The organism is Arthrobacter sp. ok909 (assembly GCF_900104405.1).
In the GTDB taxonomy this organism is placed as follows: domain Bacteria; phylum Actinomycetota; class Actinomycetes; order Actinomycetales; family Micrococcaceae; genus Arthrobacter; species Arthrobacter humicola.
The window spans coordinates 200,210-226,484 of the sequence record NZ_FNJS01000001.1 but is presented as its reverse complement, the minus strand read 5'-3'; the positions used below and the strand labels follow the sequence as shown (position 1 = coordinate 226,484).

Below are 26,275 nucleotides of genomic sequence, written 5' to 3'. Positions count from 1 at the left end.
AGCCCCCTTCGGGACCGGCCAGCCGGTCAGGCAGGCGGATCTGAGATGGGCCCCGTTGAAACCCGGATGGTGACGCCCGCGGGTTCGTCACTGATTTTCAGGTGCAGGTCCCGGCCCACCAGTAGGGTGTGGATGTCGTCGCTGCCTTCCGGCGCGATCTGCTCGGCCAGCCGCGTGACGGCCAGTGCCATGGCCCGGCCCCAGTCGTGGGGATCCATGCTGGATGATTCAGCGGTCGCTGAATACTTCTCTGGTTCAGTCATCTGCCCCCGCTTTCGGTGTCCGGAGCGTAGGCTCCGGCACATCAGGAGGCCCAGTCTAGTGACACCGCCCAGCCGGCGTCCACGAATCCCGCCAGCCCTGCACAGATTGCGGGGGCACTCCGGCTAGGATTTCACTTCGGGACCTCTCCCGCCATTCGCCCCGAAGGACGCCATGACTGAGAACAACACCGCGACGTCGGAGACCCCGGACAGCACGGGGTCCAAGCGCGCCGCCGTGGTCATCAACCCCATGAAGTCTCCCGGAGAGAGCTTCCGCGCCTCCTTCTTCCGCCTGTGCGAGACCCAGGGCTGGGCCGAGCCGCTCTGGCTGGAGACCACCAAGGAAGACACCGGACTCGGCCAGGCCCGCGAGGCCTTGGAGGCGGGAGTCGACGTCGTGATTGCCGCGGGCGGCGACGGAACAGTCCGCTGCGTGGCGGAGGTCCTAGCGGGCACAGGGACTCCGATGGGCCTGGTACCGATGGGCACCGGCAATCTGCTGGCCCGCAACCTCGGGGTCGACATCACCGACCCCGTGGCCGCCAGCTACGACGTCCTGAGCGGCACGGACGCCAAAGTGGATGTGGTGAAGGCCAGGCTGGACCACGCCGAGGAAGAGCACACCTTCCTTGTCATGGCAGGACTTGGCTACGACGCTGCGATCATGGCCAACACCGTGGATCAGCTCAAGGACCGCGTGGGCTGGCTCGCCTATGTCGAAGCGGGCATCCGGCATTTGCCGGGCAAGCCCATCAGGGCGAAGATCAGCATTGACGGCCAGCACTCGGTGCGGCGCCGGATCCGCAGCGTCATGGTCGGAAACTGCGGCAAGATCATGGGCGGCGTGGAGATCTTCCCCGACGCCAAGGTCGATGACGGCATCCTCGACGTCGTGATCCTGGCCCCGGTCGGCCGGTTCGGCTGGCTGGGCGTGCTGGCCGGCGTCTTCGGCCGGAACAACCCCAAGAACGCCTCCGTCGAGTACTTCGCCGGAAAATCAGCCGAGATCGAACTCGCCCACGAGCAGGAATTCCAGCTCGACGGCGACCCCCTCGGCAAGGCCAAACACCTCAGCGTCACGGTGGAACACGAGGCCCTCACGGTCCGGATGACGGCCGTCTAGCTGGGGGCCAACCGAGTACTACCCGGACGCTGCGCCGAGCGGTCGTTCGCAAAGGCAAGTAATCAGCACTCGTGACGGGCGGCACGGGCACCGGCTTGTATAGGCAGTGGCATCACAGAGATGCTGCCGTCTAGCAGTGGGGGTTGGCCATGGCGATTCCATCCGAAGGATCCGAGCTCCTGGCCTCGCCGGCCCCTCTCCGGGTCGCCGTCATCGGGGCAGGCTACTGGGGACCCAATCTGGCCCGCAATTTCAAGGCGGCACCCGACTGGGAACTGGCGGCCATCGTGGACATGGACCGCGCCCGGGCCGCTAAACTCGCCGCAGCACACGGCGACGTCGCCGCCTGCGGGTCCGTCCGGGAGCTCCTGGACACGGTCGACGTCGACGCCGTTGCCATCGCGACACCGGCCCACACCCACCACGGCATCGCCCTCACGGCACTGCGTGCCGGAAAGCACGTCCTGGTTGAAAAGCCGCTCGCGGACGCCCGGGCCAAGGGCCTGGAAATGGTCGCCGAAGCCGAGACCCGCGGCCTGGTCCTGATGGCGGACCACACGTACTGCTACACCCCGGCCGTCCTGAAGATCCGGGAATTGATCGCCGACGGCTCCCTGGGCGAAATCCTGTTCATCGACTCCGTCCGGATCAACCTTGGGCTCGTCCAGCCGGATGTGGACGTCTTCTGGGACCTGGCCCCGCACGACTTGTCCATCCTCGACTTCATCCTTCCCGGCGGCCTCAGGCCGGCCGAAGTGTCCGCTCACGGCGCGGATCCGCTCGGCACCGGCAATGCCTGCGTGGGCCACCTGACCTTCGCACTGTCCGGCGGTGGGATGGCCCATGTGCACGTGAACTGGCTCAGCCCCACCAAAATCAGGCAGCTGGTGGTCGGCGGTTCGCGGCGCACGCTGGTCTGGGACGACCTGAACCCGCAGCAGCGGCTCAGCGTATACGACCGGGGGGTCAGCCTGGACACCCAGTCGCGGTCCGCGGCGGAGCGGAAGGCATCGGCCATTTCCTACCGGCTGGGTGACACCTGGTCCCCGGCCCTGCCCGAACACGAGGCACTCGGCCAGATGGTGGCCGAATTCGCCAGCAGCATTTGGCAGCAGCGGCCCGCACGGACCAGCGGGGCCGCCGGGCTCCGCGTACTTTCCGTGCTGGAGGCCGTCAGCAGCAGCCTCGGCGCCGCCGGGCGCCCCGCCGCCGTAACAGGGAACGATTTTCAGCTGGAAGGAACACGATGAGCACACTGCAAGGGGCCACGGTCCTGGTGACCGGCGGGGCCGGAACCATCGGGTCCACAATTGTCGACCATTTGCTCGCCGCCGGAGCCGGGCGGATCGACGTCCTCGACAACCTCGTCCGCGGACGCCGGGCCAATCTCGATGACGCCATGGAAAGCGGGCGGGTGCACCTGGTCGAAGGCGACCTCCGCGACCGGGACCTCGTCCACGACCTCACCCGTGGCACGGACATCGTGTTCCATCAGGCCGCCATCCGGATCACCCAGTGCGCCGAGGAACCCCGGCTCGCCCTGGAAGTCCTCGTGGACGGAAGCTTCAATGTGCTCGAGGCCGCGGCCGAACACCGGGTGGACAAGCTTATTGCCGCCTCCAGCGCCTCCGTCTACGGCATGGCCGAGGAGTTTCCGACCACCGAACGCCACCACCACCACAACAACGACACCTTCTACGGGGCGGCCAAGTCCTTCAACGAAGGCATGGCCCGCAGCTTCCGGGCCATGACCGGGCTGGACTACGTCCTGCTGCGCTACTTCAATGTCTACGGGCCCCGGATGGACGTCCATGGCCTGTACACCGAGGTGCTGGTGCGCTGGATGGAGCGGATCGCGGACGGCCAGCCGCCGCTGATTTTCGGTGACGGGTTGCAGACCATGGACTTTGTCCACACCAGGGACATCGCGCGGGCCAACATTCTGGCCGCGGGAAGCGAAATCCGCGAGGGCGTGTATAACGTCGCCAGCGGTTCCGAGACGAGCCTGCTGGAACTCGCCGAGGCGCTCCTGAGGGCGATGGATTCGGGCCTGCAGGTCGAACACGGCCCGGACCGCGCCGTCAACGGCGTCGTCCGCCGGCTGGCGGACACGACGGCGGCAGCACGTGATCTCGGCTTCACCGCCGAAACCGGGCTGGAGGAGGGACTGCGCGAACTCGTCGACTGGTGGCGTCCGCTGCGCGGCGAGATCGCCGCCGCCCGGGTGGGAGGCGTGCGGTGACCATCGAGCAGGACCAGCTTCAAGACCAGGTGCTGAGCCGGATCAATGTCATGAAGCCGTGGCTCGGACCAGAGGAAGCCGAGGCCGTCGCCGAGGTGATCGCCTCCGGCTGGGTGGCGCAGGGCCCCCGGGTGGCCAGGTTCGAGGACGCTTTTGCCGCAGCGCAACAGGCGCCGCACGCCGTCGCCGTCTCCAACTGCACCACCGCACTGCATCTGGCGTTGAAAGTTGCCGGCATCGGACCCGACGACGATGTCGTGGTTCCCTCCTTGTCCTTCATTGCCACCGCCAATGCCGTCACGTACGTGGGGGCCCGGCCGGTGTTTGCCGACGTCGAAGCGGATACCGGGAACGTGTCCGCGCGCAGCCTCGCGGCGGCCCTGACGCCGGCCGCCCGGGCCGTGATCGTGGTGGACCAGGGCGGCATGCCTGTGGACCTCGACCCGATCCGCGAGCTCTGCAACCCGCTGGGTATCGCGGTGATCGAGGATTCCGCCTGCGGGGCAGGGTCCACCTACCGGGGGCGTCCGGTCGGGGCGGGGGCCGAGCTCGCTGCGTGGTCCTTCCATCCCCGCAAAATCCTCACCACGGGCGAGGGCGGCATGTTGACTACCCGGAACCCGGAGTGGGCCGCCCGCGCGCGCCAGCTGCGGGAACATTCCATGAGCGTGTCGGCAAACGACCGGCATGCAGCGCTGCTGGCCCCGGCGGAAGAGTATCTGGAGATCGGCTTCAACTACCGGATGACGGATTTGCAGGCGGCCGTCGGGCTCGTGCAGCTGGGCCGGCTTCAGGACGCCGTCGCCCGGCGCCGCGGAATCGTCGCCGGCTACCGGGCTGCCCTGGCCGATCTCGACGGCCTGCGGTTCAGCCAGGATCCCGCTTATGGCACCAGCAATTTCCAGTCGTTCTGGTTCGAGGTCCTGCCGGACTTCGGGCTGGGAAGGGAGGAACTGCTCGCTCATCTCGCCCGCGACGGCATCTCGGCGCGGCGCGGCATCATGGCGGCGCACCGGCAGCCGGCCTACGCCGGACGGGACACCGGCACGGCCGATTTGTCCGTGACGGAACGGCTCACGGACAACACAGTCATCCTTCCCGTCTACCACCAGTTGACGCCGGACGAGCAGTTCCGGGTAATCCACTCCCTTCGGATGGCTGGCGGGCGGAACCATGGATGAGTTGCTCCTCATCGCCGCGAGCGGCCTGGCGCGTGAAGTGCTCGCGGCCGTCCGCGAGGACGGACGATTCAATGTCATAGGGATCCTTGACGACGACGCCGCCAGGTCCGGAACCGTCGTGGACGGTGCCCGCATCCTTGGACCGGCCAGTGACGCCCTCCGCTATCCGGAAGCCGGCATCGTGGTCTGCGTTGGCGCCGGCAGAGGACGCGCCCGGATTGTGGATCGGCTGGACGCCCTCGGCGTCCCGGACCGCAGATACGCCACGGTTCTCGATCCTTCTGTCCGGATCCCGGCTGGATGCACGATCGGCCGCGGCAGCGTCTTGCTGGGCCACGTCACACTGACCGCCGGGGTCACGCTTGGTGAGCACGTGGTGGCGATGCCGGGGGTGACGTTCACTCACGACGACGTCGTGGAGGACTTCGCCACGTTCGCCGCCGGGGTTTCGCTCGGCGGCGGTGTCAGGGTCGGGCGCGGCGCCTACCTGGGCATGAACGCCAGCGTGCGGGAAGGCTCCTCGGTGGGTGCGGGCGCCACCATCGGCATGGGCGCGGCCGTACTGGCCGACGTGCCTGAGGACGAGACCTGGGTGGGTGTGCCGGCACGGGTCTTACGGGCCGGAATTCAGAGCGGAACGGCGGCCTAGTCCCATGGGAGTCCGCACTGCAGCCCCAGATCAGGTGATGCGTGCACCGCAAAACCTCCACCCGAACGCGCGCCACGGAGTGCTCGTGCTGCTGACCCTCTATCTGGCAGCCCTGGGTTGCATCGGTTTCTGGCCCACGCCGGTGGACCGGCCCCTCTCCGGCTTCCTGAACGACGTTCTCTCGGCTTTGCAGGAGCACAGACTGACAGCGGGAATCGACTACCACGTTGTGGAGGGCACGGCCAACGTCCTTCTCTTCATCCCACTAGGCCTCTTCCTGGCCCTCTTGTTGCCGGTGCGTAAGTGGTGGTTGGCTGCCCTGACCGGCCTCTTCACTTCCGCGGCGATTGAAGCTGTCCAGTTCCTGCTGCTCAGTCAGCGCCAGGCCAGCATCCGGGACGTCATCAACAACTCCCTCGGCGCGTTGCTGGGCGCCCTGATCATCAGGCTGGCGCGCACCCGGCCTCGGGCACCGAAACCTCAGCCAACGCCCAGTCCAGGAACCCCCGACGGCAGGAGCGACATGACAACGGTGGCCAACTCAGCAGACGTGGCCGAAACGGCCAGCATCGGTGAGGGCACCCGCATCTGGCATCTTGCCCAGATCCGCGAGGACGCGGTTCTGGGCAAGAACTGCAACATCGGACGCGGCGCGTACGTCGGACCGGGAGTGGAGGTCGGGGATAACTGCAAGCTGCAAAACTATGCGCTGGTCTATGAGCCCGCCCGCCTGGCCGACGGCGTCTTCGTCGGTCCTGCAGCAGTGCTGACCAATGATCTTCACCCGAGGGCCATCACCCCCGACGGCACGCTCAAGGGGTCGGACGACTGGGTGGCCGTCGGGGTCACCATCGGCAAAGGTGCCTCCATCGGCGCCCGTGCCGTGTGCATCGCCCCCGTCTGCATCGGCGAGTGGGCCACCGTGGCGGCAGGCGCCGTCGTGACCAAGGATGTACCGGCCTTCGCTGTGGTTGCCGGCGTGCCGGCACGCCAGATGGGCTGGGTGGGGGAGGCCGGGCAGCCGTTGAAGCAGGACGACGGCGGAAGCTGGCTCTGCCCGGTCACCGGGCGCCGGTACGTCGAATCCAACGGGCAGCTACGGCCCGAGAAGATCTCCTGAGGGAGCGAAGACTTATGGCTGACAAAGTGGTTTTAGGCGGCACCCCCGTGGATCTTGTGGATCCGGAGGCGGCCCTTGATGTCATTCTGGACAGGGCGGCCGTCCCCGGTGACCGTCCGCTTGCCGTGGCGTCGGTGAATCTGGACCACCTTCATCATTTCGGCACCGGGGGGCGCTGGGCGGGGACCCTGCACGCGGACCCCGCCAGCACCGCCGACTGGCTCTATCTACTTGACGGCGCACCCCTTGTTGCCCAGTCGCGGAGGCTCACCAGGCGCCACTGGCCCCGCCTGGCCGGCAGCGATCTCGCGGCTCCGCTGTTGGCCCGCGCGGAAGACCGGGGCCTCCGCGTGGGGTTCCTTGGCGGGTCGGACGAGAGCCACCGGCTCCTGACGGCCAAAATCGCCCGGGAACATCCGCGGCTTAGAGTCGCGGGGATGTGGTCGCCGTGCCGGGAAGACCTCGCCTCGGCGGAAGAATCGAAACGGATCGCCGGCAGCATTGCCAGCTCCGGCGCGCAAATACTATTTGTCGGCCTGGGCAAACCCCGCCAGGAGCTCTGGATGGACCGGTACGCAGGGCTCACCGGCGCGGGCGTCCTCCTGGGCTTCGGTGCGGCGGTTGATTTCCTGGCCGGTCGGGTGAGTCGGGCGCCCCAATGGGTGAGCGACCACGGACTGGAATGGGGCTTCCGGCTGGCCTTGGAACCTCGGCGCTTGGCCGGACGCTATCTTGTCGACGGGCCTCCCGCGTACCTCAAGCTCCGGACCCGGTCCTGCACGCTTCCTCCCACTCTGCCCGAACACCCGGCCGGCGGCGTGCCAGCCGATCGAACCCCTGGCCGCTTCACCGGGCCGGAGGGATTGGCGGACGTCGCGGTCGTCATCGTCACCTACAACAGTTCCCGGGACATCAACGGACTGCTGGCCAGCCTGCGCGTGGAAACGCGGGATCTGACCCTGCGCGTGCTGGTCGCGGACAACTCCTCCAGCGACGGGACCCTGGGGCTGGTCCGCCGCCGTCACCCGGACGCCATCGCCTTCTCGACCGGCGGCAACCTGGGATACTCCGCCGGCATCAACGCCGCCATGCAGCGGGCGGGCGACGCGGCCACCGTGCTGGTGCTCAACCCCGACTTGCGCGTTGAAGAAGGCAGTCTGAAGACATTGCAGCTTCGGCTGCAGGCCTCACAGGCTGGCGCCGTGGTGCCCCGGCTGCTTGATCCCAGTGGGGCGCTCAGCCCTACGCTGCGCCGCGAACCAAGCATTACGCGGGCTGTCGGTGATGCGCTTCTGGGGCGGCGCGCGGGCAACCGGCCGGCGTGGCTCGCCACGAGTGACTTCGATGCCGAAAGCTACGCCCACCCCCACCCCGTTCAGTGGTCGACGGGCGCTGCGCTTATGGTGCGGCGTGCGGTGGCAGACGCCCTGCCGTGGGACGAATCGTATTTCCTGTATTCGGAGGAGGTCGATTTCTTCCGGCGGCTGCGGATGCTGGGGGAAACCGTCTGGTACGAACCTGCCGCGACCATGACCCATGTGGGTGGGGGGTCCGGCGCGGCGCCGGAATTGAATGCACTGCTTGCGGTCAACTCCGTCCGCTACATCCGCAAGTACCATTCGGCAGCCTACGCCGCTGCCTTCCACGGCGCCGTGGTCCTATCCGAGGCTCTTCGGTGCTGGAAGGCGGACCGCAAGGGTGTGCTGTGGACAGTGCTGAACGAACACCTCTGGGCAGGCCTGCCTGGGCCTACCACAGGGGCGCACGTTGACGACTTCCCGCACGGCGCCGTGATCATCCCGGCTCACAACGAGTCCCAGGTGATTGCCCGGACGTTGGAGCCTTTGGCTCCGTTGGCGGCAGCCGGAGTGATCGACGTGTTCGTGGTCTGCAACGGCTGCGTTGACGACACAGCCGAGATTGCCCGCGGATTCGACGGGGTGACCGTGCTGGAGATTGAGCAGGCCTCCAAGTCCGCTGCTTTGAACGCCGGCGACGCCGCGGCCACGGTGTGGCCGAGGCTGTACCTGGATGCGGACATCCAGATCACCCCTACTGCGGTTCGGGACGTACTGGCATCCCTGGCTCCCGGAGGCCTTTTGGCGGCCCGCCCGGCAGTCCGGTTCGACCTGGAGGAGGCCCATCCACTCATTCACGCTTACTATGGGACGCGCCTGCGGCTGCCATCGGCACGGAGCGGGCTCTGGTCGGCGGGCGCCTATGGCCTCTCAGAGCGGGGGCATGAGCGGTTTCCGGAGTTCCCCAATGTGATCGCCGACGACCTCTTCGTGGACCGTCTTTTCTCACCGTCGGAGAAAGCCGTCCTCGACGTGGAACCTGTGGTGGTGCGCCCCCCGCGCACCCCTGGTGCCCAGTTGGCGGTGCTGAACCGGGTTTACCGAGGCAACGCCCAGCAGAACAGCAGGGAGAAACGGCACGGCACGGCACTGGGTACTCTGAAGGAGGTGGCGCAGTCCATCCGCGGCCCGATCTCCGCCGTCAACGCGGCGGTGTATGTGGGGTTCGCGGTTGCCGGCCGCCGAGGCGCAGCGCCGGCAGGCGGGTGGGAACGCGACGAAAGTAGCCGCCTGCCTGCCGCCCGTCACGATTCCCATGACGGTTCCGCTTCCGGCCGCCCTATCACGCGTGTTCCGGGCACGGGTATTCCGGCTACTGGAGTCCCGGTCCGGGGAGCCGGCCCGCTCCATTCCAGTCCTCCGTCGTCAGCTCCCGTGGGCTAGCTTCTGCCGGCGGCTGCGGATTAGGCGGCGACGCCGGTCGGTGCGCCAGGATCTCAGCGAGTTCGGCAAGCCGGTGCGCACGGGCGGATTCGGCCGGCGTGAACGGCTCGCCGGGCCGGAAGAAAGTAATGGGCCCGTGCCACGCCGTCGGAATCTTCAGGACCGTACCGTCCGCGCCCGCCACGGGCGCCTCGGCACTGCCGGAGGCCTGTCCCGTGATGATCCGGGCCCTCAGCAGTTCCGCGACCGCCAGCGGGAGCTCCTCCGGGCTGGCCGCGATCCGGGCGGCCAGGCTCAGCGCCCCGGTTTGGCCGTCGGCCATGGCAAGAGCCGTGGTCGGCCAGACATGCGGGTCCGCCCCGCCGCCGGCCCGCAGCGCTCGGAGCAGATCGGCCTCGCTGACTTCACCCGGTGCGGAGAGCACGAACTCGTCCAGCACGCCGCCGGCCACGGGGTGAACGTGGATACTGAGAATGTTGGTGTCCAGCCCGGCCAAGGCCTGAGTGAGCTTCTGCAGCGACCCGGGCTTGTCCTTCAAGACGGTCCGCGCCCGCCACAGGGCAGGCGCCGCGACGAGCCGTTTGCGGTGGCGCAGTGCCGGGGCGTGCAGCCACCCCCGGAGCATCCGGGCCGCCGAGGGTTCGGCCACCCAGATCACAAGGATGGTCGCGGTCATTGTCAGAACCAGGACTTTGGCAACATAGGGCAGGTGCGTTCCCACCACCGCCGCGTGCACCAGCAACTCAATCGGAAGCATCACGGCGATATTCGCCAGGGTCAGCCGGGTCTTGGTCGGTTCCGGCATCTGGCCGCACACTTCGCAGCTCAACTCGGAAGAGGCAGGGTGCCCGGTCTTGCCGGGGGACTTGCCTGGGGTTTTGCCTGGGGTTTTGCCAGTGGCATAGCGCGTCATGCTCCCATGATTCCGGCCCGCTGTTTCGGCCGGATTGCCGCCGGGTGACGGTTTCGGACCGCCGCTGCCGAAGGACCCGCGGCAGGCCTGAGGGAGGACGCGTCTAGCGGCTGGCCACGTGGCGGGGACTGTCCTCGTCCACGGTCCCCGCCAGGTTGCCATCCCCGTTGCGATCCCTGCCGCCCTCCACGTTACGGTCGCTGCCGCTGTCGGGTTCCGGACCGGCCAGCCGGGCCAGCAGGTCGCGGATCTCGGCCAGTAGCGCGGTGTCGGCCGGGATCGGCTCTTCCTCGGGCTCCGCTGCGCTCAGCCGGTTCTTGACCATCCTGTTGATCCGGTTCATGGGGGCCACGAAGATGAAGTACACCACCGCGGCGGTGATGAGGAAGGTCAGGAAGGCGGTGACCACAGCGCCGATGTTGACGAAGGTCTTGTCGTTGCCGGGCCAGATGTGGAAGCCCAGGCCCTGGGTCTCGACGCCGCCGGCCGCCGCGATGATCGGGTTCACGATGTTGGCGGTGAAGGCACCGACCAGGGCTGTGAAGGCCGTGCCGACGACGACGGCGATGGACAGCTCGATCACGTTGCCGCGCAGGATGAAATCCTTGAATCCTTTGAGCATGGGAACCTCCGGTGTGCGTTGCTGGATGTCTCTGCCGTGAGTCGCTTGTCTGATTCACAGTTGCTTGATTCAGTTGCTTGATTCAACCGATAGACGCTACCACTTCGCCGGTGCCCGTCAGATTCCGATCAACGGGTCACGATGCGGCGGCGGCGACGGTCCGGCGTAAAATCCACGGTGGATGCCAGTGCCGCCGTCGTAATATACAGACCGCAACGAAAGGCGCGCCAACCTATGGAGGCCGGCACCGTGAAGCTGTTCGCCGAGATGTTCACCATCGCCCCTGCCAACAAGGACCACCAGGTTGCCCTCCGCTGCGCCGTGGGCGTCTTTGTCCCGCTGATCACCCTGGTGCTGCTGGGCCGGCTGGATCTGGCAATCTTCGCCTCCTTCGGTGCCTTCACCGGGATCTACGGCCGGAATGAACCGCACGCCCGGCGGCTGACGCTCCAAGTGCGGGCCGGAGGGCTCATGCTCCTGGTGATGTTGCTGGCCGCCCTCACCGCGCGCGTGGACGCGCTCCTTGCGCTTTCGGGCGAAGGCACCACCTGGCTCCTGGTTGCGGCCACCACCGCGGTGGCGGGCGCTTGCTCCCTGGTCGTCGCCATGTGGCGCCTGCGTCCCTCGGGTTCGCTGTTCCACATCTTCGCGTTCGCGGCCATCGCGTCGATCCCCAACCAGCCGCCGCTGTGGCAGTGCATGCTGGTGGCTGTGCTCACGGTCGCGTTCTCCCTGCTGATCGGCCAATCCTCGCGCCTGGCCCGGAGCCGCCGGACCCCGTGGGTCAGGGCCAAGCCCGTGAGCCGGACGCCGGCTGAGAAGCGCGCCGCGTGGCAGGAAAGTGCGGGCTATCTCGTGGCGGCGGGCCTGGCCGGAACGCTGGGAACCCTCGCCGGCGAATGGCTCGGGGTCGGCCACAATTACTGGGCGATGGTGGCCGCCGTCGTGCCACTCGTGGGGCACACCACCAGGCACCGGGTGAGCCGCGGCCTCCAGCGTATCGCCGGCACAGTCGTGGGACTGGTACTGCTCGCCGGGATCCTGCTGCTGCAGCCGACGCCGTGGCAGACGGTGCTGGTCATTGCCGCGTGCCAGTTCGGTGCTGAGATGTTCATCGCGCGTCAGTACATGCTGGCGCAGGTCTTTGTCACGCCGCTGGCCCTGATCTCGACGCTTCTCGTGGCACCTGTGCCGCCCGGCATCCTGCTCCGCGACAGAATCGTGGAGACCGTGATCGGTGCCGCCGTCGGCATCGCCGTCGTGCTGGCGCCCGGGGCGTGGCGCCGCCTGAGGGGCCGTCGCGGGATGGCTGCGCCAGGGCGCCTCTCCTAGGATTGCCCGACGCCGGCACCAGTGCGCGACGTTACGGCGATGGTCTGCGGCACGAAAGCGAGGGCGAGAACAGCCAAGACGGCGGCGGCGGCGAAAACGTAGAAGCCCCACGGGTAGGCGATGCCGGCGGCGACCAGCGCGCCCGTGACGGCCGGACCCAAGATGGCCCCCAGCCGCCCCACGCCCGCGGCGAAGCCCAGGGCGGTGCCACGCAGTCGAGCAGGGAAGAGCTGGCTGACCCAGGCGTAGACCAGGACCTGGGAGCTGAAGACGAACACGCCGGTGACAAAGACAGCGGCGTAGAGCACTACTTCGTTCTGGATCTGGATGCTGAGAGCGGCGAGGAACACGGCGGAAAGGCCAAACCAGAGCAGAACGATCCTCTTTGTGCCGTGCCGGTCGGCCAGAACCCCGGCAATCAGGAGGCCCACCACTGCGCCGACATTGAGGACCAGGAGCAATGCGAGGCCGGCGTTCAGGCTATAGCCGGCGGAGGCCATGAGCTGGGGAAGCCAGGTGTTCAGACCGTAGACCAGCAGCAGGCCCATGAACGAGGCCACGGCCACGCCGGCTGCGATCAGCGGGTAGGGCCTGCGGCCCAGGTCCCGGAAGCGGGCACGCTCTTCCTCCGGCGCATTATCCGCGTGGTGCACCGGAGGGAGGGTTTCCGGAAGCTTGAACCACAGGAAAGGGACCAAGGCAAAGCCGGCCAGGCCGCCCACAACGAACATGGTCCGCCAGCTTGGAATCACCATAATGGCCAGGAACGCGGTGGCAATGGCGCCGGCGTGGTATCCGGTCATGGTCCGGGTAGTGGACTTTCCGGCCGTCCCGGCAGGCGCGTAGTCGTTCATGTAGGCAAGCGCTGCTGGCAGGCAGGCGCCCAGTCCGAGGCCGGCGAGCAGCCGGAACGTGCTGAACCATGCCACGTTCGGTGCGAAGACGACGGCGATCGTAAAGATGGAGAACCACGTCACGGAGGCCACCAGCAGGTTCCGCCGGCCGAAGCGGTCCGATAGCGGGGAAATGAAGAGCGCACCGAGCCCCACACCAACCAGGGAGATGGTCGCCGCGAACGTCGCCCCGATTGCGTCGAAGCCAAGTTCATGCGACTTGATGAGGGTCGGGATGACCGTGCCGAGGACCACCAGGTCAAAGCCGTCCAGCACCATGGCCAGCCAGCAGAGCCACACGGGCCACCTTGATTTGTTGCCCAATGACGACATTGACATTGCTACCTCAGCGCTATTCTTGACGTGGTTCCGTGTGTCCGGCCAGCGTTGACCGGACTTTTCCTATCGTGAGATTTCTATCACTCGCAGGTGTTGTATGGGACACTTCAAACCATTGAACGGAAGGGGTATCGTGGCTAATTCGAACTCCGGCGATTCGGTGGTGGACCGGATTCTGCGGCTGATTGCCGCCTTTCCGGAGGGTGCCACGGCACTGCAACTCTCGGATCTCGCCGCCCGGGCCGAACTTCCCCTGACCACCGCGCACAGGCTGGTCCGGCAACTGGCAGGACACGGACTGCTCGACGTCGGCCCCGGCGGCTCGGTCAGCCTCGGCCTGCGGCTCTGGGAACTCGCCAACCGCAGTTCCCCCACGCTCGAACTCCGCCAGGCGGCGCTGCCCTTCATGGAGGACATCCAGCAGGTGCTCAACCAAAACGTGAACCTCGCCGTGCTGGACGGCGAGGAAGCGCTTTTCGTGGAACGGCTGTCCCGCCGGGGATCTGTTGCCAACCGTGCGCAGGTGGCTGGCCGGATGCCCGTCCACGTGTCCTCTGCCGGTCTGGTGCTCATGGCCAACCAGCCCCGCGCCGTCCAGGCCGAATATTTGGCGGGATTCAGCGACCCGACCGGCAGGCTGGTCGCGGACGATGTCCGCGCTCTCCTGGGCGAAGCAGCCCGCCATGGCTATGCGCAGTTGGCCGGCGTTGTGGACCCGGACACCTGGGGGATCGCCGTCCCCGTGCTGGACCGCAGGAAACGCACCGTGGCGGCCCTCGGCGTCGTGGTCCCCCTCCGCGAAGTGCGCCTGCAGGCGCTTGTTCCCGCGCTCCAGACGGCGGCCCGCGGGATCGGGCGCAGGCTTGGTGAATCGCGCGAGGGTGTCGAATTCCATTCAACGGAATCGTTGTAACGCGCATCACGCCTCGGGGCGCACACTGGTAGCCAGACGACCAAACCGGCCCAGGTCCTGACCGCAGGGACCCCGCAACGAAGCGAGAAGCACATGGCACAGCGAAAAGTCATCACCACCCAGGTAGCGATCATGGGGGCCGGCCCGGCCGGGCTCATGCTCTCCCACCTTCTGGCCAAGTCCGGCATCGAATCCACCGTCCTCGAGATCCGCGGCCACCAGGAGATCTCCGAAACGGTACGTGCCGGGATCCTGGAGCACGGCTCGGTGAACATGCTCGTCGACAGCGGCGTCTCCGACCGCGTGCTGCGCGACGGCGACCGCCATGACGGAATCGAACTGCGCTTCAACGGCGAAAGCCACCGCATCGATTTCCAGGACCTCGTCGGGGAGTCGGTCTGGCTCTACCCGCAGACGGACGTGTTCCTGGACCTCGCCGCACGCCGGAAGGCCGACGGCGGGGACGTCCGGTACAGCGTCACGGACACCACTATCCACGACATCGAGGCCAAGCCCAAGGTCTGGTTCACGGATGCGGACGGTGTGGAATATGAGCTCCAGGCCGATTTCATCGCCGGTGCGGACGGTTCGCGCAGCCATTGCCGCTTCCAGATCCCCGAGGCACAGCGCAAGTGGTACTTCCACGAATACCCCTTCGCCTGGTTCGGCATCCTGGCCGAGGCGCCGCGCAGCTCCGACGAGCTGATCTACGCCAACTCCGAGAACGGCTTCGCTCTGATCAGTCAGCGCACCGAGACGGTCCAGCGGATGTACTTCCAGTGCGACCCCAACGAGGACGTCAACAACTGGGACGAGGACCGCATCTGGGACGCCTTCCGCAGCCGCGTCAACGGCAACGGCTTCGAGGTCAAGGAAGGGCCCGTGATCGACAAAACGGTCCTGAAATTCCGCAGCTTTGTCCATGCCCCCATGCGCCACGGCAACCTGTTCCTCGCCGGCGACGCCGCGCACACCGTCCCGCCCACCGGGGCCAAGGGCCTGAACCTGGCGCTGAACGACGTCAGGGTCCTCTTCGAGGGATTCGACAGCTTCTATTCCACCGGCTCCACCGTGCTCCTGGATGCCTACAGTGACCGTGCCCTGGACCGGGTGTGGAAGGCCCAGCAGTTCTCCTACTGGATGACCTCCATGCTTCACACCCCGGCCGACGCCGACGACTTCGCCCGCGCCCGCCAGCTCGGCGAGCTCCACTCGGTGGTGTCGTCCCGCCACGGCCGCGCCTACCTCGCGGAGGCCTACACCGGCTGGCCCGGCGCCCGCTAGGACGTCCGCCAGGGCTCCGGAGCGGGCTCATATTTCCGTCGACAGGCCACGGCGCCAGGGCTAGCCTTTAACCGTCCCAGCATGACCCGACAAGGATGACGGAGAGGTGCCCGATCATGGGAACCGCAGAGAATGTTGAACTGGTCCGGCGCGGATACGAGGCCTTCAACTCAGCAGATATGGCGACCCTCAGCGACATGTTCGCGGAGGACGCGGTCTGGCACGTTGCCGGAAGCGGCGTGCTATCGGGGACTAAACAGGGGCGAGAGGCCATCCTGGCGTACTTCGGTGAACTCGGAGCACGCACCCAGGGTCACTTCCAAGCCAATGTCCAGGACATCGTCGGCGGCGAGAAACACACCGTCGCGATCCAGCAAACGCACGGTGAAGCCAACGGCAAAACCCTGGACATGCCCACCGTCATCACGTTCGTGGTCCGCGACGGACAGATCGCGGAGGGGCGGGAATTCTTCGAGGACACGGCCAAAGCCGACGATTTCTGGACCTGATCTAGTCCTGTTCGAGAGTTCCGGTCAGGTGATGCGTGGGAATCCGGTCCCGGTCATAGGTGATTTCCGTGTATCCGTGCGGCTCTGGCTTCCCGGACGGGCTCAGGTTCACGAAGACGATTTCCTCGATCGTGAGGATGCTCTGCCGGGTGATCATGTTCCGGACTTCGGCACGCATGGTCAGCGATGTCCGGCCGAAGCGGGTCGCGGTCAGGCCCATTTCGATCAGGTCGCCCTGGACGGCCGAGCTGACGAAGTTGATTTCTGAGATGTACTTCGTGACGGCCCGGCCGTTGCCCAACTGCAGGATGGCGTAGATGGCCGCCTCTTCGTCGATCCACTTCAGCAGGCTGCCGCCAAACAGGGTGCCGTTGGCGTTGAGGTCCTCGGGACGGACCCATTTGCGGGTGCGGAAAGTGATGTCGGCCGATTCCATAGTGCGAGGTTAGCCCACTCCATGCCGGGCGGCGTTGTGTGACGCCTCACGCCATGGCGGTGTGCGCGGCGCTGTGCGAATCGATCGGCTTCGCGTAGCAGTAGGAGTGTTGGACCCCGATGTACGGTCCAAAGTTCGGCACGGGCACAAAGCCCGAGTTCTCGTAGAACTGCCGCCCGTCGGTCTGCACCGAGCCGGCCTCCGCGGTCAGTGTGGTGATGCCTAGCGCGTGGGCGTGGGCTTCGAGGGCCGCGAGGATGGAGCTCGCCACCCCTGAGCCGCGGGTGTAGGGCAGAACGTAGAGACGCTTGATTTCGGCAGTGCGCGCGTCCAGCATGCGCAGGCCGCCGCAGCCGACCGGCTGGCCCGAGGCTTTGTCGTGCGCCACCAGGAATACCGCGGTGTCCACTTCCGACGGCGGCGGCCCGGGTTCGTGGTCGGGCCGGCCGAAGCGGGCGTCGAGTTCTGCCTGCTGGGCGGCCCTCAGGTCCGCACCAACGGGGTTGGCCCAAGTGACCTGACGGATGTTGAGCCGCGGGTTGGTCTGCATCACTGCCTCGATTCGCCGAAGGGTTATGCAGTTCAAGGCTAGGCACCAGCGGTTTCCGCCGTGTTTCCTTCCGGTAAGCGTCGGGAGAACTGTGGATTGTGGTGCAGATAGCGCTTCGGGCGACGTCCTGGTGGATCCGGCGACAGCACAGCCTAGCGTCGCACTAGTGTCCGCAGGAGTTTCAGTGCCACGGAGATTGAGGCGATATCCACCTGCCCCGGTTTGGTCACTTCCGCGAGGGTGTCCTTGATCCGCGCCAGCTGCTCCTGATGCCCGCGTTCCCAGGCCACGATGCGCTCCACGGCATCGGACGTGCCGGTCTCTGCGGCACTAAGGTCTTGGGTGGTCTCCATCACCGAGATGGTCATGTCCGCTACGGCGGAATACACATCATCACGCAGGGCGGCCCGGGCAAGGGCCTCCCAGCGGCTCTGCCGCGGCAGGTCGGTGATACTGAGCAGAAGGTTCGCGGCCCCGATCCGCTGGAAGACCGCATAGTACAGGTCTGCGATGGTGGTGATCGGTTCGCGCACCTGTTCGGAGATCAGGGAGATGTCCAGCAGCCCGAAACTCTCCAAGAGGTCCGACGCGCGCAGGCCCAGCTCCCGCGGCATCCCCACGGCGTCCCAGTGCGCGAGCCTGCCTTGCGCACGGTCCAGGTCGGAGCCGCGGAGATAGTCCAGGGTTCGGGTCCGCAGCAGTTCCAGGGTTGGCATGATCCTGGTCAAGGCCGCGGCCACGGGCTGGTCCAGATGGTCGTGCGTCACGTACCACCGAGTGGCCCGGTCGAGGATCCGGCGCATATGCAGGGTCGCCTCGGCGACGTGTTCGTTGGGATAACCGGCGGGGAGTGCGGCCAGCCGGTTGACGATCCACGGCAGGTCATAGGCCTCGCGCGCCACCACGAAAGCCCTGGCGACAGCGGCGGCCGTGGCAGTCGTTTCCTCGATGGCGCGGAACGCGAACGTGATTCCGCCGAGGTTGATCATGTCGTTGGCCACGACGGTGCACACGATCTGGCGGCGCAACGGGTGGCCCGGCAGCTCTGCTTCGAAGCGTCCGGAGAGCTGGCGCGGAAAATAGCCGCGGAGGACGCGCAGGAACCACGGGTCGTCGGCAAGATCGCTGGCGTTGAGCTCCGCCGCCAGTTCGATCTTGGCGTAGGCGGCCAGCACCGACAGCTCCGGCGGGGTCAGGCCCTCACCTGACCGCAGCCGGTCCTGAAGTTGTTCGTTGCTGGGCAGGCCCTCCAGCCTGCGGTCGAGGTCGGTGGCGTTCTCGAGCCAGTCCATGGTCCGTTCGAAGCCCGGGCTCCACTCCCGCACCAGGTGCCGGTCGTTGAAGAGCAGGACATTCTGGTTCGTGTTGTTGGCCAGGACAAGACGGGCCACTTCGTCCGTCAGGGAATGCAGGAAGCCGGCGCGTTCGGCCGTCGGCATCTTTCCCGCCGCGATCATCCGGTCCACGAAGATCTTGATGTTCACCTCATGATCCGAGCAGTCCACGCCGGCTGAGTTGTCGATCGCATCAGTATTTAGCAGGACGCCGGATAGCGCGGCCTCAATCCGTCCGAGCTGCGTGATTCCCAGATTCCCGCCCTCGGCGATGACCTTCGCCCGCACCTCATTGCCGTTGACCCTGATGGGGTCGTTCGCCTTGTCGCCAACCCCGGCGTTGTCCTCCGAGGAGGCCTTGATGTACGTGCCGATGCCGCCGTTGTACAGCAGGTCCACGGGCGCACGGAGGATGGCCTGAAGCACGCCGTGGGGCGGCAGGGACGTGATGCCCGGCTCCAGGCCGAGCGAGCTCCTGACCTGTTCCGTGATGCTGATGGCCTTGGCCCGGCGGGAGTGGACGCCACCGCCCTCGCTGATCAGGGAGGGATCGTAGTCCGCCCAGGATGAGCGGGGGAGGGCAAAGAGCCGCTGCCGTTCCTCCCATGAGGCCTCCGCATCCGGCGCCGGGTCAAGGAAGATGTGCCTGTGATCGAAGGCCGCCACCAGCCGCATGTGACGGGAGAGCAGCATCCCGTTCCCAAAGACGTCGCCGCTCATGTCGCCGATGCCGGCGACAGTGAACTCCTCTTCCTGGCAGTCCACCCCCAGTTCGCGGAAATGGTGTTTTACCGATTCCCACGCCCCGCGGGCCGTGATGCCCATCTGTTTATGGTCATACCCCACGGATCCGCCGGATGCGAAGGCATCGCCCAGCCAGAAACCGTACTCCTCGGCCACCGCGTTCGCGGCATCGGAAAATGACGCGGTTCCCTTGTCCGCCGCCACGACGAGGTAATAGTCGTCGACGTCGTGCCGCACCACCCGCGCGGGAGGCGCCACTGTCTCGCCATGCGCGGTGGTGACCAGGTTATCGGTGAGGTCCAGGAGCCCGCGGACGAAGATCCGGTAGCACTCCAGTCCCTCCGTCAGCCAGGCCTCGCGGTCCGCGGCAGGGTCCGGCAACTGTTTGGGATAAAAGCCTCCCTTGGCGCCCGTGGGGACGATCACGGAGTTCTTCACGTTCTGCGCCTTGACCAGGCCAAGGACCTCGGTGCGGAAATCCTCGCTGCGGTCGGACCAGCGCAGGCCGCCCCGCGCCAGGGCCCCGAAGCGCAGGTGGACCCCTTCCACGCGGGGCGAGCACACCCAGATTTCGTATTTGGGCCGGGGAAACGGCGCACTCGCGACGGCGGCGGGATTGAGCTTGAAACTCAAGTGGGGCTTCCCCTGGAAGTAGTTGGTGCGGAGCGTGGATTCCACCAGGTTCATGAAGGTGCGCAGCAGCCGGTCGGCGTCGAGGACCGGAATGTCGTCGATCGCAGCCAACAGATCCTTCCGGGCCGCGGCGGTCTCCCCTAACCGGTCCGGGGCCTCCAGATCGGGGTCAAACTTGGCCCGGAACAGTGCCAGGAGCCCGTGAGTTGCCCGGACATTGGTTAGCAGGGTGTCGGCCATGAATCCGTAGGAGGTCGTGGTGCCCAATTGCTGCAGGTACTTGGCATAGCTACGCAGGATTTCCACCTGGCGCCAGTCGATGCCCTCTCGGAGGACGAGGCCGTCAAAACGGTCCGATTCCGAGTCTCCGCGCATGGCAGCTCCGAAGGCATCCCCCAGCAGCCCGCTGGTCCGGGCAGGATCCACACCGGCCGGATACCGGACGCCAAGATCATAGAGGAACAAAGCCCGGTCGTTGCCGCGCACCACATCGAAGGGACGCTGGTTCAGCACCTCCAGTCCGAGGTTGTGGAAGAACGGCAGAATCCGCGTCAGGCTATGGGCTGCGGTCAGGTAGAGGCGGATCCGCGCGTCTTCGGCCAGCGTCGGGGACGCGCTGGCACGGACATAGACGGCCAGCTGCGGATCGTTCAGCGGCCGTCCGCCCGTGCCGTCGAGATCGAACTGCTCAAACCGCCTGATGTCTTCAACGGCGTCCTCGACGTCGAAATCAGCCCGGTAGCCGGCCGGGAAGGCGGCGGACCATAGTGCTGACAACCGGCGGGTCTCCGCGGAGGAAAACCTGTCCCGGAGCGATTCGTCCAGGCCCTCGGCCCAGGTCCGCGTTGTGCTGACAATGCTCCGCTCCAGTGCGGCGGGATCGACGTCGGGCATCGCGCCGGGGGGCAGCAGGATCCGGAAGAAGACACGGGCCATGGGGGATTCACTCAGCCGGACTTCAAATTCGAGCGAGGAGGACTGGAAGGCCTGTTTGAGCTCGTGTTCGATCCGGAGGCGGACGGCGGTGCTGTACCTGTGGCGGGGGAGGAAGACCAGGGCGGTCATGAAGCGGCCGTAGCTGTCAGCGTGCAGGAACACCCGTGTCTGGTGGTGGGCCTGCAGGCGCAGGATCTCACGGGCCAGCTCGGAAAGTTCCGCCAGGTCCCGGTGGAACAGCTCGTCCAGCGGGAAGCACTCGAGGACGGTGAGAAGCTGCTTGCCCTGGTGGGATGATTCGGTGAAGCCGAAGTTTTCCTGGATGGCGCGAACCTTGTCCCGGATGACCGGGATGCGCCGCACGGACCGGCCCGTGGCGCCCGGAGCGAAGAGGCCCACAAACCGCACTTCTCCCGTGGCTGTCCCTGCGCTGCCGAAAGTCCGGACGAGGATTTCATCCAGGTAAGCCGGGCGGGGGACGGACGATCTCAGATCGGAGATGGAGAGCGTGAGAACCTGCGTATGGGGGAGCCCCGTAACGGGCTGGCGGGCCTCCGGCCGTCCGTCCCTGAGCAGGCCCAGCCCCGTGCCGGCCCGCAACGTCACGACATCCGGGCCCTCCGCCGTCGAGTATTCATATTCGCTGTAACCCAAGAACGTGAAGTTGCCGCGGTCCAGCCAGCCCAGCAGCTCCACGAGCTGCCCCGGAGTCGGAGCCGTGCCGGCCGGCAGCCGCTCCAGGGAGCCGACCGTGCGCGCGAGGCTGGCGTGGATGGCGGGGGTGTCATCAGCGACCAATTGGACGTCCGCCAGGACGCGCCGTACGTTATCCGTAAGCTCCGCGATGGCCCGCGGCCCCGGCAGGCGGCCTATCTCTGCCGCCACCCAGGTTTCGGACGACCATCCCGGCGGGATCTGGGCGATCTCGGCGGCGCCCGGAATGCCCGGGATTCGGCCCGTCGGTGCGGACTGCGGCAACCCGTGCCGTACTTCCATCAAGCGGCCGGTACGGGGATCCCGCCGCACCAGAAAATTGGGATGCACCAGCAACCGGATGGACTCGTTTTGCCGCGTCAGTTCCGCGGTGAGCGAATGGATCAGGTGCGGTATGGCGTCGGCAACCACCAGCAGGACGCTGGCATCGCTTTCGTTCAGGACGTCGACGACGGCCGTGCCTGCCCGGTGGCTGCCCGCCAGTTCGGCATGGCGCCTGGCCCGCTGCGCCAGGTTTTCGGGACTGTAGCCTTGGAGGTCCTCCGGCGCTACGTGCTCGTAGTACTCCGCGAGGAACTGTTCATCGAGGCCGTCGGGGATGCTTGCGCGCGCATGCCCCGGATGTGCAGATTTGGGTGACATAAGCCTGCGCCTCCACTGCGCGGGATCAACCGCATGCTGCCGGCCATTCCGTCCCCGCGCCTGCTTTCATCATGGCCGCGTTGCGGGGTGCAGTCCAGCCCTTGTGGGCAGGGTGCGTGCCGCCGGGTGCGCCCCGCCGGCGAAGGACAGTCGGGGAAGGCCGGCCGGAACGGGCCGTCCGCTACGCCGGACGGCCGGTGGGATCTTCCGCCGTCGGGTCTGCCAGGGCCAGGCCTCCCACGGGGCTCTCATCCCAGTGGATGAGCCGCCATCCGGCGTCGGGATCGCCCTCCAGAGCCACAATGCCGGTGTTGGCGACTACGTGGCGGACGGCGAATTCAGGTTCCACGTTGACGGCCCGCACGCCAGCCCAGACCCTGATGGCGGCGCCATGGCTCACCACGGCCACAGCGCCGGACCCGGCAGTTGACCCGGCCGCGGCCGCAATCCGGGCAATCGAGTCGTCGAAGCGTTCAAAGAAGTCGTGGCCACTGGGTCCGGCCGGCATCCTCCGGGCCAGGTCGCCCTCGGTCCAGGCAGCGACCGTACTGAAGTAGCGCATGTGCGACTCGCGGTCGGTGAGTTTCTCCAGTGACCCTGCTTCGATTTCCCGCAGGCCCGCCAGGACCTCGATGTCGAGGCTGCGCATGGCGGCCAGCGGTTGTGCCGTGATCTGGGTCCGGATCAGGGTGGACGCGTAAAGCAGCCCGATCTCCTCATTCGCCAGCGACCTCGCCAAGGCAGCAGCCTGCCGCTCGCCGAGCTCCGTCAGCCCGGGGCCGGGGTGGGCTGTGTCCAGCTGCCCGAGCACGTTCCCGGGCGTCTGGCCGTGGCGGATGAGCAGGAGCCTCACTTGAGGTGGTCCACCAGCTTCTCCGCGATGCCCGTGTAGCGGCCGGGGGTCAGCGCCAGGAGCCGGGCTTCGGCGTCGGCGGACAGGCCCAGGCCCTGGACGAATTCCTGCATCCGGACCGCGTCCACGCGGTGTCCGCGGGTCAGGTCCTTGAGCCGTTCGTAGGGGTTCTCCATGCCCTCGACGCCGGCGATCGCCTCGGCGCGCATGACCATCTGGATGGCCTCGCCCAGGACTTCCCAGTTGGTGTCCAGATCCGCGGCCAGGACGTCCTCGGCCACCTTGAGCCGGTCCAGGCCCTTGGCGACGTTGGAGATGGCGAGCAGCGAGTGGCCGAACGCCACCCCGATGTTGCGCTGCGAGGACGAATCGGTGAGGTCGCGCTGCCAGCGCGAGGTGACCAGGGTGGAACCCAGTACGTCCAGCAGCCCCGAGGAGATCTCGAGGTTGGCCTCGGCGTTTTCGAACCGGATCGGGTTCACCTTGTGCGGCATGGTCGAGGAGCCGGTGGCGCCCGCGACCGGGATCTGCACAAAGTAGCCGATCGAGATGTAGCTCCAGATGTCAGTGCAGACGTTGTGCAGGATGCGGTTGAACCGCGCGACGTCGGCATAGAGTTCTGCCTGCCAGTCGTGGCTTTCGATCTGGGTGGTCAGCGGGTTCCAGGTCAGGCCGAGGCCCTCGACGAAGCTCTTGGCAACGTGCTCCCAGTCGGCGCCCGGGACGGAGACGACATGGGCGGCGTAAGTGCCGGTGGCGCCGTTGATCTTGCCGAGGTATTCGGTCCGGGCAATCCGGTCCAGCTGGCGGTTGAGGCGGTGCGCAATGACGGCCAGTTCCTTGCCCAGCGTGGTGGGCGTGGCCGGCTGGCCGTGCGTGCGGGAGAGCATCGGCACCGCGCGGTTGTCCTCGGCCATGGCACTGATCTGGGCAACCAGGGCACGGGCCGCGGGCAGCCACACGTGCTCCACGGCTCCCTTGACGCCGAGGGCGTAGGAGAGGTTGTTGATGTCCTCCGAGGTGCAGCCGAAGTGCACCATGGCGGTCAGGTGATCGATCCCGATGCCGGGCAGGCGGCGGCCGATGTAGTACTCCACAGCCTTGACGTCGTGCACCGTGACTGCCTCGATCTCGGCCAGTTCGGTGACTGACGCGGCGTCGAACTCCGTGACAATCGCGCGCAGCTGCTCCCGCTGGGCCGCCGTGAGCGGGCCGGCGCCGGGCAGGACGCTGTTGCTTGTCAGGTGGATCAGCCATTCGACCTCCACAGCCACGCGGTCGCGGTTCAGTGCTGCTTCGGAGAGGTAGTCCACCAGGGGTGCGACGGCGGACTGGTAGCGGCCGTCCAGCGGGCCGAGCGCGATCTGGCGGTCGGACGCGGCGAGGGCCAGGCGTCCGGACGGCGTGCGGGTATCAGCTGTGGCGGCAGTTTCAGGCATGTTCCGATTCTTTCACGAAGTGCCGCCGGGCCTTAAGCGCCCCTGTCGTTATGACATCACCGTGTGACATTGCCGGTTCGCATCGCGCGGCGATCCGCGGCTGTTGTCCACATAGCCGGGCTGTCCACATAGCCCGGCGCCGCTCTTCAGCGGGTGCCGGCCGCCCGCTAGCGTCACTTCCATGACCAGCATGGTGCGCCCCGGTTCGACGGGCAGTGTGGCTATTCTCGGCGTGACGGCCGCCGACGCCGTTGAATGCGCATCGCGCAGTTTCGAAGTCCAGCAGCTCGCGGCGCGCGTGGCTCGGTGCGCCGATGAGGCCGACACCGTGCTGGCCGCGCTGGCCCGCCTTGAACTGCAGACCTGGCAGTCGCCGGCCGGGCGAGCCTACCGGCTGACCCTGTCCCTGCAGGCTGCAGCCCTGCGCCGCAGCCGGGACGCCTTGCTGGATGCTGTGGCCGTGGTGCGCCGGCACGCCCAGAACGTGACGCTGTCCTCAGACCGGGTGAGTTCCTGATGGCCGAAGCAACACCGGCAGACTCTGGCGGGACGCCTTGGGTTTCCACGCCGCCGTCGGACGGCAGCCTGCGCATCCGCGGCGGAATCGGAGGGCTCAGCTTCCAGTTCGAGGAGCTCCTTGCCGGCGCAGCGGCACTGGACGCGCTGGTCCGGCAACTACGGTCGGTTGAACTGGAGGCTGACACCGTGAAGCACGCACTCTTCCCTTATCAGTCCGACCCCTACACCAGCGGCAGCAACGCGATCATCGCGGTGGGAGAAGCTGGCCGGGATGTCGGCCGTGTCCGGTCGCAGCTGCAGCGGATAGGCGACGACGTCCGTGCCAGCCACCGGGAGTACGAGTTTGCGGAGGCCCGGAATGCCCTGCTCCTGCGGCTGGGATTCCACGGCGCCGAGTACGGTGCGGCCCCGGAGCCTTTCGCCCTCCCCGGGGTGCGCGGCGTCGTGGAGGACTGGGTCGCCATGGCGCCGCGGAATCTCGCCGCGCTGTTGGGCCTGCCCGCGCCCCTGGCCGCCGTTGTCGGAGCCCTGAGCGGACCCGCTGACGTCCGCAGCCTGGTCCGGGACGTCTCGGAGGCGCCGGGGCTCGAGTTCCTCAAGCCCCGGCCCGTCAGCATCGTGGGGCGGGAGACGTATTCCGCGGCAGTCGACCTCTCCCCGGCCGGATTGCTGCGGAGGGCCGGAACGGTGGGCGAGCCGGGCGGCCAGATCGAAGTCATCGAGGTCGACGGCGGCGCCCGGCCGGCGTGGGTGGTCATCATCCCCGGAACCCAGCTGGACGGCCCGCCGGAAGGGGCCAATCCCTTCGATCCCACCGGAGTGGCCGAGGCCCTGGGCTACGACTCGGCCTCCACGGGTGCGGCCATCAGGGAGGCGCTCCGGCAGGCCGGAGCCGCGGCCGGCGACCAGCTAGTCGCGGTCGGCTACAGCCAGGGCGGGATCCATGCGATGAATCTCAGCAGGGACCGCGCCGTCCTGGCCGACTACGATCTCAAGTTCGTGCTCACGGCGGGCTCGCCGGTGGGTGGTATCACCCCGGAGCCGGGGATCCGCAGCCTCCACCTTGAACACGCGCAGGACTGGGTGCCGGGGGCGGACGGCCTGGCCAACCCGGACACCAGGGACCGGGTGACCGTGACGCTCACCAACCCGCTGGAGGTGCCGCCGCTGAAGGATTTCGGCTTAGGTCCCGGGCACCGGCTGGAAAATTACGCCGACGGGGCCGAACTCATCTCGGCGAGCCGGGACAACACGCTGCGGGATTCGACGGCGGCGCTGGCCGCTGTCGTGGGAACCGGCGGGCGGCGACGGTGACCCGCTTCTCGCTCCGGCGTGAAGCACGCCCGCCATC

At 67.3% G+C, this 26,275-nt stretch carries 22 protein-coding genes and 1 pseudogene; 14 read left to right on the top strand and 9 right to left on the bottom strand.

The window, feature by feature from the left end:
- Window positions 1-26: 26 nt before the first annotated feature.
- A complete protein-coding gene (locus BLR03_RS01025) occupies window positions 27-263 on the bottom strand; it encodes a hypothetical protein (RefSeq protein WP_091248303.1) in 237 nt (78 codons plus the stop codon).
- Window positions 264-435: 172 nt separating this feature from the next.
- On the opposite strand from BLR03_RS01025, the gene BLR03_RS01020 reads away from it, so the two are divergent.
- From BLR03_RS01020 to BLR03_RS00990, 8 genes and pseudogenes are all read left to right on the top strand, one after another.
- The gene (locus BLR03_RS01020) at window positions 436-1,386 is read left to right on the top strand and encodes a diacylglycerol/lipid kinase family protein (RefSeq protein ID WP_091248301.1); all 951 of its coding nucleotides are present in this window, start codon (window positions 436-438) and stop codon (window positions 1,384-1,386) included.
- Window positions 1,387-1,535: 149 nt separating this feature from the next.
- Window positions 1,536-2,636, top strand: coding sequence for a Gfo/Idh/MocA family protein (locus BLR03_RS01015; protein WP_091248813.1), 1,101 nt, complete (start codon window positions 1,536-1,538; stop codon window positions 2,634-2,636).
- Window positions 2,633-3,628 (top strand): NAD-dependent epimerase/dehydratase family protein, encoded by a 996-nt coding sequence (locus BLR03_RS01010; protein ID WP_091248298.1) that lies wholly within the window; start codon window positions 2,633-2,635, stop codon window positions 3,626-3,628. Before BLR03_RS01015 ends, BLR03_RS01010 begins: the two co-directional genes overlap by 4 nt.
- Before the next feature lie 50 nt (window positions 3,629-3,678).
- On the top strand, window positions 3,679-4,809 hold the full coding sequence (locus BLR03_RS01005; RefSeq protein ID WP_091248811.1) for a DegT/DnrJ/EryC1/StrS family aminotransferase: 1,131 nt from the start codon (window positions 3,679-3,681) through the stop codon (window positions 4,807-4,809).
- Window positions 4,802-5,458, top strand: a complete 657-nt coding sequence (locus tag BLR03_RS01000) for a NeuD/PglB/VioB family sugar acetyltransferase (RefSeq protein WP_091248295.1) — start codon at window positions 4,802-4,804, stop codon at window positions 5,456-5,458. The genes BLR03_RS01005 and BLR03_RS01000 overlap by 8 nt, the downstream gene beginning before the upstream one ends.
- A gap of 4 nt (window positions 5,459-5,462) precedes the next feature.
- Window positions 5,463-5,900, top strand: a pseudogene (locus BLR03_RS24830) (VanZ family protein); the annotation flags it as partial.
- A gap of 81 nt (window positions 5,901-5,981) precedes the next feature.
- On the top strand, window positions 5,982-6,578 hold the full coding sequence (locus tag BLR03_RS24825) for an acyltransferase (protein WP_254788116.1): 597 nt from the start codon (window positions 5,982-5,984) through the stop codon (window positions 6,576-6,578).
- A gap of 14 nt (window positions 6,579-6,592) precedes the next feature.
- Window positions 6,593-9,319, top strand: coding sequence for a WecB/TagA/CpsF family glycosyltransferase (locus BLR03_RS00990; protein ID WP_091248291.1), 2,727 nt, complete (start codon window positions 6,593-6,595; stop codon window positions 9,317-9,319).
- On the opposite strand, the gene BLR03_RS00985 is transcribed toward BLR03_RS00990, so the two are convergent.
- Complete coding sequence (locus tag BLR03_RS00985) at window positions 9,249-10,124, bottom strand: ACT domain-containing protein (RefSeq protein WP_254788093.1); 876 nt, start codon at window positions 10,122-10,124, stop codon at window positions 9,249-9,251. The genes BLR03_RS00990 and BLR03_RS00985 overlap by 71 nt on opposite strands.
- A gap of 211 nt (window positions 10,125-10,335) precedes the next feature.
- The gene (mscL, locus tag BLR03_RS00980) at window positions 10,336-10,854 is read right to left on the bottom strand and encodes a large conductance mechanosensitive channel protein MscL (protein ID WP_254788092.1); all 519 of its coding nucleotides are present in this window, start codon (window positions 10,852-10,854) and stop codon (window positions 10,336-10,338) included.
- A gap of 249 nt (window positions 10,855-11,103) precedes the next feature.
- On the opposite strand from mscL, the gene BLR03_RS00975 reads away from it, so the two are divergent.
- Window positions 11,104-12,186, top strand: coding sequence for an FUSC family protein (locus BLR03_RS00975; protein WP_091248809.1), 1,083 nt, complete (start codon window positions 11,104-11,106; stop codon window positions 12,184-12,186).
- On the opposite strand, the gene BLR03_RS00970 is transcribed toward BLR03_RS00975, so the two are convergent.
- Window positions 12,183-13,418 carry an MFS transporter gene (locus BLR03_RS00970; protein WP_091248289.1) on the bottom strand — a complete coding sequence of 412 codons (1,236 nt, stop codon included), beginning with the start codon at window positions 13,416-13,418 and terminating at the stop codon, window positions 12,183-12,185. The two genes, BLR03_RS00975 and BLR03_RS00970, sit on opposite strands and share 4 nt — an antisense overlap.
- 133 nt (window positions 13,419-13,551) lie before the next feature.
- On the opposite strand from BLR03_RS00970, the gene BLR03_RS00965 reads away from it, so the two are divergent.
- The 3 genes from BLR03_RS00965 (at window position 13,552) to BLR03_RS00955 (ending at window position 16,124) form a co-directional block, all read left to right on the top strand.
- Window positions 13,552-14,331 (top strand): IclR family transcriptional regulator, encoded by a 780-nt coding sequence (locus BLR03_RS00965; protein ID WP_091248287.1) that lies wholly within the window; start codon window positions 13,552-13,554, stop codon window positions 14,329-14,331.
- A gap of 93 nt (window positions 14,332-14,424) precedes the next feature.
- Window positions 14,425-15,615, top strand: a complete 1,191-nt coding sequence (locus BLR03_RS00960) for a 4-hydroxybenzoate 3-monooxygenase (RefSeq protein WP_091248284.1) — start codon at window positions 14,425-14,427, stop codon at window positions 15,613-15,615.
- Between the two features lie 116 nt (window positions 15,616-15,731).
- Window positions 15,732-16,124: a nuclear transport factor 2 family protein gene (locus BLR03_RS00955; RefSeq protein ID WP_091248282.1), complete on the top strand. Its 393-nt coding sequence runs from the start codon at window positions 15,732-15,734 to the stop codon at window positions 16,122-16,124.
- 1 nt (window position 16,125) lies between these two features.
- Here BLR03_RS00955 and BLR03_RS00950 read toward each other — a convergent pair whose 3' ends face one another.
- The 5 genes from BLR03_RS00950 to purB all read right to left on the bottom strand — a co-directional run bounded on the left by BLR03_RS00950 (window position 16,126) and on the right by purB (window position 24,405).
- Window positions 16,126-16,560 carry an acyl-CoA thioesterase gene (locus BLR03_RS00950; protein WP_091248280.1) on the bottom strand — a complete coding sequence of 145 codons (435 nt, stop codon included), beginning with the start codon at window positions 16,558-16,560 and terminating at the stop codon, window positions 16,126-16,128.
- Between the two features lie 46 nt (window positions 16,561-16,606).
- Entirely contained in the window at window positions 16,607-17,110 is a 504-nt protein-coding gene (locus BLR03_RS00945; protein ID WP_091248278.1) for a GNAT family N-acetyltransferase, read from the bottom strand.
- A gap of 152 nt (window positions 17,111-17,262) precedes the next feature.
- Window positions 17,263-22,113, bottom strand: coding sequence for an NAD-glutamate dehydrogenase (locus BLR03_RS00940; protein ID WP_091248275.1), 4,851 nt, complete (start codon window positions 22,111-22,113; stop codon window positions 17,263-17,265).
- Between the two features lie 181 nt (window positions 22,114-22,294).
- The gene (locus tag BLR03_RS00935; protein ID WP_091248272.1) at window positions 22,295-22,966 is read right to left on the bottom strand and encodes a histidine phosphatase family protein; all 672 of its coding nucleotides are present in this window, start codon (window positions 22,964-22,966) and stop codon (window positions 22,295-22,297) included.
- On the bottom strand, window positions 22,963-24,405 hold the full coding sequence (gene purB / locus BLR03_RS00930) for an adenylosuccinate lyase (RefSeq protein ID WP_091248269.1): 1,443 nt from the start codon (window positions 24,403-24,405) through the stop codon (window positions 22,963-22,965). The genes BLR03_RS00935 and purB overlap by 4 nt, the downstream gene beginning before the upstream one ends.
- 181 nt (window positions 24,406-24,586) lie before the next feature.
- Here purB and BLR03_RS00925 point away from each other — a divergent pair, with 181 nt between their 5' ends.
- Together BLR03_RS00925 and BLR03_RS00920 are read left to right on the top strand one after the other, a co-directional pair.
- Entirely contained in the window at window positions 24,587-24,922 is a 336-nt protein-coding gene (locus BLR03_RS00925) for a hypothetical protein (protein WP_254788091.1), read from the top strand.
- Window positions 24,922-26,238 (top strand): alpha/beta hydrolase family protein, encoded by a 1,317-nt coding sequence (locus BLR03_RS00920; protein WP_091248263.1) that lies wholly within the window; start codon window positions 24,922-24,924, stop codon window positions 26,236-26,238. The genes BLR03_RS00925 and BLR03_RS00920 overlap by 1 nt, the downstream gene beginning before the upstream one ends.
- The last annotated feature ends 37 nt before the right edge of the window (window positions 26,239-26,275 follow it).